The organism is Kitasatospora arboriphila (assembly GCF_039528095.1).
In the GTDB taxonomy this organism is placed as follows: Bacteria; Actinomycetota; Actinomycetes; order Streptomycetales; family Streptomycetaceae; genus Kitasatospora; species Kitasatospora arboriphila.
On record NZ_BAAALD010000345.1, the window covers coordinates 1 to 506 of the forward strand.

Below are 506 nucleotides of genomic sequence, written 5' to 3' on the forward strand. Positions count from 1 at the left end.
ATAAAAATCAGTAGCAGGAGATGCGTGGTAAATAAACGTAGCTTCTGCGATTTGGGTTGGACCATAGCCATTATCGTTATCTCCCTTAATCAAACTTCATGCGCGTGGCTTTCAGATTCACAATCGCTAACGCGCCAACCAGCAGGAAGATAAGCGTTGCGATAGCCGCCGCCAGGCCGAAGTCCTGACCGCCGCCGCCTTCAAAGGCGATGCGATAGGTGTAGCCCACCAGCAGGTCGGTATAACCGGCCGGGGTGGTGGTGCCGAGACGGTCCGGACCGCCGTTGGTCAACAATTGAATCAGGACGAAGTTGTTAAAGTTAAAGGCGAAGCTGGCGGTCATCAGCGGCGGTAGCGGCTTAATCAGCAGCGGGAAGGTAATTTTAAAGAAGTTCTGGAACGGGCCGGCGCCATCCATTGCCGACGCTTCGTACAGATCGTCCGGAATCGCCTTCAGCAGCCCCATGCACAGGATCATCATGTACGGGTAGCCCAGCCAGGTGTTG

Annotated in this window: 1 protein-coding gene; it reads right to left on the reverse strand. The window is 54.7% G+C overall.

Features of this window, described 5'->3' with window-relative positions:
• Positions 1-85: 85 nt before the first annotated feature.
• The coding region (locus ABD353_RS40305) for an ABC transporter permease subunit (protein WP_344628656.1) at positions 86-506 on the reverse strand (421 nt) is incomplete at its 5' end.